Here is an 8,242-nt window from a genome sequence, read left to right as displayed (position 1 = left end):
GTCTGAATCAGAGGAAAAGCCCGTCTGGGTTCAGAGCTGAGATCAACAGAAAGAGGAAGCACATTGATTGAGGGAAGGGAAGCGCCAGCGGAGCGGACCTTGAGTAACGCGCCCAGGCTGAGCACCTCACTCGCTCATGGCCTGGCCTCGTGCAGGAGACTCCTCTGCCCGTCCACAGCCTGTATGAACATACGACAGTGCCGCGCCAGTGAACAGAGCCAGCGCTGACGGGAGTCAAGCCGCTCTCCCAGGTGGCTGCAGTCGTCCCGGCGAGGACCGGCTGAAGGCGCACCCCATTTCCCCCCGGCGCGACATGCCATCGACCAGGTTTCCAGGAATGAATCGGCGCGGTGCGGCTCGATGAACGCTCCCCTCACCTAACAGCTTCTCGCCGTGGTAGCAGTCACCCCTGACAGACAACCGTCCCAGGACAGCAATGGCTGGTAGTCTCCCACGGGCCGTAGCAGTTTCATTTCCTCACCCGCGCACCACCTGGCTGCCAGAGCCATCTATCCTCATCTTCACAAGGGGCCTCTCAGCGGTATAGAGGGATGAACAGGGGCGTGAGCTTCTGATTCCCTGCATGCATCAGCTTGGCCCAGGCGGTAGCAAAGGCCCACCGCCAGCTACCGCCTGGGCCGTCTCGCCGTGCTCGCCTGCAGCGGTCGGACGGAGCCTGCCCCTGTGCCAGAAACCGTAAAGAGCCTGAGTAGATCGACCAGAGTCACAACGAGCAGCTATTTCAGCTCTCCCAAGGCCTCAAAAGAGGTGATAGTGACCGTGCTACCGGAGCTGGTCACCTCGATAAGGTAATAAGGCGCTGCCGGATCAAAGCCAGTGCTAGACACCTTCAGATTGTTACTCATATAGGTTTGACCATCGAAGGCCCAGGCAGATCCCCAGCCTTTGAGATGCGCTTGTACGGCAACGCCAGGAGGGCGTCGCACGATAATCTCCGATCCTCCCCCGCTGATCCGTATGGGGACCACTCCAGAGGGCACGGGAAGCTGTAGCAGGACTTGGCTGCCTACTCCCTTGACCTCGAAAGAAGCCAGATTGAGGCCGCTCAGGTCGGCAAAGACATCTGATCCCCCACTCTGGATGACAATTTGCCAGGGAATAGAGCGGTTCAGCGTGATCTCTGCCTGACGCTGATCTCCCGTCAAAAGCAAAAACTGCCGGGGATAGCGGATAGTGACCACTCCATCCTGGACGGTCACGTTGGGCACCGCTCCCTTGAAACGGGCCTGGTAGAGTTCGGCCATTTCTTCGCCCGTTCGTAAGACCAGCCGGATACCGGCAGAGAGGAAAACCAGTCGGCCATGCGCGAGAGCATCCAGGGGAGCGGAGAAAATGCTCCTCTCTTCCGGCAAGACCCTTTCTTGCAGCTGGAGAAGCTGCTGGCGCGACAGCATGTTGCTGCGCTGGAGAAAGGCTAAGAGAAAGGCAAGTTGTTCCTCATTGTAGCTCGATATCACCTCGTCCCACATCTCCTCACGGGAAGCCAGCATCGAGCGAACCTTGCGCAGTTCGTCCTTGCCTGTGGTAAGCCGGACAATGACCCTACGACCATCGCTCTTGTCTCGCTCCCGATGCACAAGCCCGGATGCCTCCAGGCGGTTGAGCACCTTGGCGATCGCCCCGCTGGTCATCCCCATCAGCTCAGCCAGCTGACCAGCAGAAACTTCACCGGCCAGATCGAGAATGTCCAGGACCTGGATGTCTGTGTCAGCCGCCAGGCCCGTCTGAGTCGCAGCCACGCGGAAGAAGGCAGCGCCAAAACTGTTGCTCTTCCTCAATTCGCGCTTGATGGCCGCCAGCATCTCCGCCCGGTTTTCATGAGAGCCACTTGACACGGTCTGTTCCTCTGTGGTACCTTCTATTTAGGTGACTCAGTCACTTAAATAAGGGAAAATTTAGTAACTTGAGCACAGAAATTGAGAGTTGAGCAGTGACCTAATCAGTGAACAAGTATACCATAGGAAGGTCTCCCTGTCATGCTGGCGCTGGAAACCCTCCCGCAGGATGCGCCTCCCCAACCGCCTTATTGCGACTGGGAAGGTCTCCCTGGCCAGGCAAGGCAGCTAGATCTCCTGGGTCCGGTGCCTGTCTAAAGTGTTGAAAGTAATCAATCTGACGTAGGAGGCACATGATGCCAGACATTGCAATTCAAGTCAAAGATTTGCACAAATCATACCGGCAGCTCAACGTCTTACAAGGCGTCGATTTCGTCGTCGAGCCGGGCCGCATTGTCGCCCTGCTTGGCCCCAATGGAGCAGGCAAGACGACGCTCATCAAGATCCTCAGCACGCTCCTGAAGCCTGACAGTGGCACAGCTCTTGTCAATGGCTTTGATGTAGTGACCCAGGCTGCCCAGGTCAGGCACTCCATCAGTCTCACGGGCCAATTTGCTGCTGTCGATGAGCTATTGACCGGACGTGAAAACCTCATTATGATCGCTCAACTCCGGCACCTCAAACAGCCGCGTCAGGTGGCTGATGAGCTGCTGGCGCGCTTTGGACTGACCGAAGCCGCCAATCGGCGCGTCTCGGCCTATTCGGGAGGCATGCGCCGCCGGCTGGACCTGGCCATGAGCCTGGTGGGAACCCCACCGATCATTTTCCTTGATGAGCCAACCACCGGGCTTGACCCTGAAGGACGTCTTGAGGTGTGGAAAGTGGTGAAGGAACTGGCTCAGGGGGGAAGAACGATCTTCTTGACAACGCAGTACCTGGATGAGGCGGAGCAGCTCGCCGATCGCATCGCTATTCTCCATCAGGGCAAGATCATCGCCAGTGGAACCCTGCAGGAGCTGAAGAAGCTCTTTCCCCCGGCCCGCGTGGAGTACGTGGAAAAACAGCCGACCCTGGAAGAGATTTTCCTCGCCATCATTGGTCAAAAGGAGGCCTGCTAAATGGCAACCCTGCAGCGCTACTTTTTCAGCGACCTGGGCGTGATGCTTGGTCGTTCTCTGCGGCACCTTTTCCGCAGTATGGACACCATTATCACCGCTACCATCACGCCGATTGGTCTCATGTTGCTGTTCGTATACGTGTTTGGGGGCGCGATTCAAAGCGGCACCGCCAACTATGTCAATTACGTGTTGCCTGGGATCTTCCTGGTGGCGATCGCCAGCGGGACCTCCTATACATCTCTGCGCCTCTTTACCGATGTGCAGCGGGGGATCATGGATCGCTTCCGCTCCATGCCGATTGCCCCCTCCACTCTGCTCTGGGGTCATGTGCTGGCTTCGCTGGTCTTCAACGCGATTTCACTGCTGATCATCGTCCTTGTCGCCTTGCTGATGGGCTTCCGCTCATCGGCGGGCATCCTGTCCTGGCTGGCCATCGTCGGTCTCCTGGCCTTGGTGACGCTGACATTAACCTGGATAGCTGTCATCCCTGGATTGACCGCTCGCTCAATCGACGGCGCAGCCGTCTTTGCCTACCCGCTGATCTTCCTCCCCTTTATCAGCTCAGCCTTCGTGCCCACGCGCTCGATGCCATTGGTTGTACGCGCCTTCGCCGAGCACCAGCCTATGACGGCGATTGTGAATACAATCCGGGCCTTATTGGCCGGCGCGCCTGCCTCTCAGGAAATCTGGATAGCGCTCGCCTGGTGCCTGGGCATTCTGCTCCTGGCCTTCTTCTTCGCGAGCATGGCCTATAAAAAACGTACATCATACGCTACTAACATTTACCAGAGGAGTTGATCGGAAACCGAGCCTGGCCCTAGCGCAGCCCTGCCTATGATGGTCATCACGGGCAGGGCACTGGTCAGGCCCGGAAGCCGCCTGCCGAAAGAGCGAAGCCCCTTGACAGAACAGATCTAGTGCTCTATGATTCACATATCATCATAAACGGATATATTCGTATCTTGAATAGTTGAGTCGAGGCGGTGCCAGCGAGCCTGCCTGACGGGAAGCCCTTCACAGCGGTGGGCAATGGGCAGCAGGTGAGACCTACTAATGCAAGGGCAGACACCGCAAGGGCAGGCTGGATGAGGACGGCGTTGATTGCTGGCCGGGCCGATCTGCTTCCCCTGGTGCATTGCGTCAAGCAGACGCTCGTAAGCTGGCTGGTGATCAGGGACAGCACCGCGCGCGATCGGGTTACTCTTCTTGGACACGTGCCTGATCCCGTTACCAAGGGGCAGCGCTCCTTTCGCTGGCTAGTCCTGGTGCTCGCAATGGAGGAATAGCTCTGGCGACAGTGGTGTCGGCTGCGCCTCTCCCAGCGAAGGTGCCGCAGCCTGCCCACCAGGCTGTGATTGTCTCAGACGAGCCGTCACAGGCAGAAAGGAAGGAACGATGATTCGTCGTCTGACGGGACTGCTCTTGACGATCACGGGGATGCTGGCCTGTCCCTGTCATCTGGTCATCACGCTGCCCCTGCTGGCCTCCCTGCTGGCAGGGACGGCCCTGGGCACGGCGCTGCTCCAGCAGCGGCCCCTGATTGTCGCGCTGGCGACCCTCTACTTCGTGGGGGCGCTGGCGCTGGGAGGCTGGCTGCTCGTGGGAGCGGAGCGGCGCAGACGCGCCTCCGTTGCGTCTCCATTAGCGTCCTGCCCGACCTGCCTGCCCGAGGGTTCTGAAACGCAGCGGCAGGAAGCGTGGTCGAGGAAGGGCGCCCACGCGCCACGACCCTGGCCTCTCTAGCACGACGGAAGCCACGAACGGAAAGGAAGCACCCGAGCGATGACCATCCTGGCCGAGTCTGATCTCTTGATCCTGGGCAGCGGCTCGACCGCCTTCGCCGCGGCCCTGCACGCCGCTGACCTGGGCAAAACCGCCCTGCTGACCGAGGAGCGCACCCTTGGCGGGACCTGTGCCAATCGGGGCTGCCTGCCCTCCAAGAATCTCATCGAGGCGGCGCGCCTGGTCTACGAAGCGGCCCACCCGCGCTATCCGGGCCTGACTCCCCTGCAGATGCCGGCCACCTGGGCCGAACTGCTGGAGCAGAAAGATGCCCTGGTCCAGACCTATCGCTGGGAGCGCTACGAGCGGCTCCTCCGCGAGATTGCGGGCCTGCGCCTCGTGCCGGGGCGCGCGCAGCTGCGCTCGCCGCACGAGGTGGAAGTGACCGGCCCTGACGGCCCCCGCCGCCTGCGTGGTCAGCAGCTCCTGATCGCCACCGGCTCGCGTCCGATCGTCCCCGCGCTGCCAGGGTTAGCGGAGGTGCCTTTCCTGACCAGCGATCTGCTCAGCAGCGCTGATGATCCCTGGCAGACCTCCCTGCGCCAGCAGCCGCGTTCGTTGCTGATTCTGGGCGGGGGAGCCATTGCCCTGGAGCTGGGCCAGCTCTTCGCCCGGCTCGGGACGCGCGTGACCGTGCTGACGCGCGGCGCGCAGCTGCTGCCCGGGGTGGAGCCGGAGCTGGCGCAGGCGCTGGCGGAGCTGCTGCAGGGGGAAGGGCTGCGGCTGCTGACCCGGGTCCAGGTACTGGCGGTCGCGCCAGGCAGCAGCGGCGTTGCGGTCACCCTGCAGCGGGCAGGACGGACAGAGACGCTGGAGGCCGAGCAGCTGCTGGTGGCGACCGGACGGCGCCCCAATACCGATGGGCTGGGGCTGGAGCGGGCTGGAGTGGCCCTGGAGGCGGACGGGGCGGTGCGGGTCGACCGCACGCTGCGCACGAGCGTGCCGCACATCTGGGCGGCGGGCGATGTCATCGGCAGGGCCTGGGGCAACCAGTTTGCCACGCCTGTGGGGGCCGCTGATGGCAAGCTGGCGGCCCACAATGCGCTCTCTGGGGAGCCGCCGCGGGCGGTGGACCATCGGGTGATCCCGCGCTGCATCTTTACCGATCCGCCGCTGGCGATGGTGGGCCTCACCGATGCCCAGGCGCAGGCGGAGGGGCTGGCCTGTGCCTGTCGGGTGCTGCCGTTGAGCCTGGTGCCGCGGGCGGGAGCGATCCATCAGGAGCAGGGGCTGGTCAAGATGGTGGTGGAGCGGAGCAGCCGGCGCGTGCTGGGGGTCTCGCTGCTGGGTCCGAGTGCGGGGGAGGTGATCCACGAGGCGGCGATGGCGCTGCGCTTTGGGGCCAGGCTGGAGGACTTCACCGAGTTGATCCATGTCTATCCGACGATGGCGGAGGCGCTGAAGCTGGTGGCGCTCTCCTTCTCACGAGACGTCCGCCTGCTCAGTTGTTGCGCCAGCTAAGCTGAACTGGGAAGGGCTGGCTGTCGCCTCGGCTTTGCTCTCTACCGTGAGCCGCTGGACTGGTTCAGGCGCAATGGTCAGGGCAGAACCAGCGTGAGGCCATCGCTGGCAATCGTTTGCCTTTGAGGCACAGCGCTGGGGGCATCCAGCGGCCTCGATTCGCCACCCTCAGTAGTTCGCCGCCCGGCTTCGAGTGGCCCAGTCGCGCGCCTTTAGGATGCTTGATGATGATGAGGTCTGTGCTCAACGCTCAATCTGTGTAGATGGTCTCTGCCAAGCGGAAGCTCTACAAAAGGGTCAATGGCGGGATTGGATCATGGATGCCTCGATAGTGCTGAAGACGAGACTCATAGCCGTCCCCTCCTATTGAGCATCATTGAAGCCCAGATATAGAATCCCAATTATGGCCGGGTCGATCAGAAGACCTGGCCAGACAAGAGAAAGTTGCGCTATGGCTTCCGAGAAGATCCACTTTTCCAAGGAAAAAGAGACCATGCTCATGACCCTGAGCGGGCGAGCGCTTCAGAGTCAATGGAGTCGGCCCATCTTGCGCGATCCCTGGGCTGAGGCAGCGATGAAGCAGATCGATTACGATATCCGCAAACAGTATCGGGGGCCCGGATCGTGGAAGATGTGGGAGAAAGTCGGCTGTACCGTCATTGCCACACGAGCAGCAACGTTCGATATGCTGGCGAGCCGCTATCTGGCCGAGCATCCTGATGCGGTGGTTCTCCATGTGGGCTGCGGCATGGATAGCCGTGTGTTCCGCATCGATCCGCCGGCCTCTGTTCTGTGGTTCGATATCGATTATCCCGATGTGATCGACCTGCGTCGTCGCCTCTTCCCCGAGCGAGAGGCCTATCGTCTGATCGGGGCCCCGCTCTCAGATCTGGATTGGTTGGATGAGGCTCCGCGAGATCGGCCAGGATTGCTAATCGCTGAGGGAGTGCTGCACTACCTGAGCGAGATAGAGGTGAAAGCGCTGCTCAATGCCGTGGTGGCCCACTTTCCCAGTGGCCAGCTGATCTTCGACATCTGCAACAGGTTGATTGTGAAACGGGCAGGCTCAAACGTTGGAGGCACAGGAGCCACCTATCGGTGGGGCCTCGATGATCCACAGGAGATCAGGCAGCTAGAGCCAAAGCTGGATCTTGTCCAGGAACTTAGACCCAGCGAACTCGTCGCCTTCTCGCGCTTCCCACTCTGGGTACGGGCCCTGTTCCGCCTTATGGAGGTCAGTCCCGCGCTGTGGCGGACTGAGAGGATCGTTGTCTATCGCTATGGGCAGGCTGGCGACCTGGACGGACGAGGCTCGTGCTCCGGCTCAGACTGATAGCGTCGCTAAGGACGCGGCTGGCAAAGAGAGCGCGCCGTAGTCGGGCCGGCCTTGCCGGAGAAAAGACTGGGATAGCGATCTGGTCCTGCGTTTGCCATCAACTACCGCCGAGGCCGCCCAGGCCCTCGGCCCCCTTCTCGCGACTCTTTCATTACCCACGCCTTGGCCAGTTCTTCAAAGAGGATATAGCATCTCAGGAAGACACTGCTGAAGCATCATCATCTCTGCACGAGATAAAGCAAGCGATCTTCCCGACCAGCGCTGATGTGGAAGGACCTCTCTTCAATCCCTTCTCCCCATAAAAAATTGATAAAAATTAATAGGTCTGCGCTTATTCCTTGCTAGCTGCATTGACAGATACACATCTCCTTATTTACACTCTTCACTGAACTATCTACCTTCATGTGCTACAGCTGATAGAGCTTGGGAAATGATTCGAGATCTTTTTGCCTTCCCAGGAATATGGCACCGGATGATAACAGCATGGGTGATATGACGAGGAGAGAGGAAAGGAGGAGTAGATGCCCTGGTGGTTTTTCCGTCGGCGGGGTGGAAGCGCGCTGTCGACAGGAGCGGCAGAACAGGGCAGCGGAGCGGGTTGGCGCCTAGGGGACATAGCGCTGCCGCGTCTGCAGGGCCGGCGCCGCTATCTGCAGGAGCAGCCCTACTTGTTGCCCAAGGATCTCGGCGAAGTCAATCGGCTCGATTTCCAGCACTATATGTTTCGTGCCGCGTTGCGTGGGAACTAC

The 8,242-nt window shown here is 60.5% G+C and carries 7 protein-coding genes and 1 pseudogene; 7 read left to right on the top strand and 1 reads right to left on the bottom strand.

From position 1 onward, the window contains the following. Positions 1-737: 737 nt before the first annotated feature. The gene (locus tag IRZ31_RS18275; protein WP_297156290.1) at positions 738-1,856 is read right to left on the bottom strand and encodes a MarR family transcriptional regulator; all 1,119 of its coding nucleotides are present in this window, start codon (positions 1,854-1,856) and stop codon (positions 738-740) included. Positions 1,857-2,152: 296 nt separating this feature from the next. On the opposite strand from IRZ31_RS18275, the gene IRZ31_RS18270 reads away from it, so the two are divergent. The 7 genes and pseudogenes from IRZ31_RS18270 to IRZ31_RS18240 all read left to right on the top strand — a co-directional run. Then, on the top strand, positions 2,153-2,914 hold the full coding sequence (locus IRZ31_RS18270; protein ID WP_363325697.1) for an ATP-binding cassette domain-containing protein: 762 nt from the start codon (positions 2,153-2,155) through the stop codon (positions 2,912-2,914). After that, positions 2,915-3,712: an ABC transporter permease gene (locus IRZ31_RS18265; RefSeq protein ID WP_297156287.1), complete on the top strand. Its 798-nt coding sequence runs from the start codon at positions 2,915-2,917 to the stop codon at positions 3,710-3,712. Between the two features lie 287 nt (positions 3,713-3,999). After that, positions 4,000-4,200 (top strand): hypothetical protein, encoded by a 201-nt coding sequence (locus IRZ31_RS18260; protein ID WP_297156286.1) that lies wholly within the window; start codon positions 4,000-4,002, stop codon positions 4,198-4,200. A 109-nt stretch (positions 4,201-4,309) separates the two neighbouring features. After that, on the top strand, positions 4,310-4,657 hold the full coding sequence (locus IRZ31_RS18255) for a hypothetical protein (RefSeq protein ID WP_297156284.1): 348 nt from the start codon (positions 4,310-4,312) through the stop codon (positions 4,655-4,657). Between the two features lie 39 nt (positions 4,658-4,696). Further along, entirely contained in the window at positions 4,697-6,157 is a 1,461-nt protein-coding gene (merA, locus tag IRZ31_RS18250) for a mercury(II) reductase (protein ID WP_297156282.1), read from the top strand. Positions 6,158-6,650: 493 nt separating this feature from the next. After that, positions 6,651-7,490: a class I SAM-dependent methyltransferase gene (locus IRZ31_RS18245; RefSeq protein ID WP_297156280.1), complete on the top strand. Its 840-nt coding sequence runs from the start codon at positions 6,651-6,653 to the stop codon at positions 7,488-7,490. A gap of 524 nt (positions 7,491-8,014) precedes the next feature. Continuing rightward, positions 8,015-8,242 (top strand): annotated as a pseudogene (locus IRZ31_RS18240) (hypothetical protein); the annotation flags it as partial.

This window comes from Thermogemmatispora sp. (assembly GCF_019683635.1).
GTDB lineage: Bacteria > Chloroflexota > Ktedonobacteria > Ktedonobacterales > Ktedonobacteraceae > Thermogemmatispora.
The sequence above is the reverse complement of the archived record's forward strand: the minus strand, read 5'-3'. Positions and strand labels throughout refer to the sequence as shown.

Coding starts and splice junctions, on each gene's coding strand:
- IRZ31_RS18265 (WP_297156287.1), top strand. CDS start 2,915: ATGGCAACCCTGCAGCGCTACTTTTTCAGCGACCTGGGCGTGATGCTT.
- IRZ31_RS18260 (WP_297156286.1), top strand. CDS start 4,000: ATGAGGACGGCGTTGATTGCTGGCCGGGCCGATCTGCTTCCCCTGGTG.
- IRZ31_RS18245 (WP_297156280.1), top strand. CDS start 6,651: ATGCTCATGACCCTGAGCGGGCGAGCGCTTCAGAGTCAATGGAGTCGG.
- merA (WP_297156282.1), top strand. CDS start 4,697: ATGACCATCCTGGCCGAGTCTGATCTCTTGATCCTGGGCAGCGGCTCG.
- IRZ31_RS18270 (WP_363325697.1), top strand. CDS start 2,153: ATGCCAGACATTGCAATTCAAGTCAAAGATTTGCACAAATCATACCGG.
- IRZ31_RS18255 (WP_297156284.1), top strand. CDS start 4,310: ATGATTCGTCGTCTGACGGGACTGCTCTTGACGATCACGGGGATGCTG.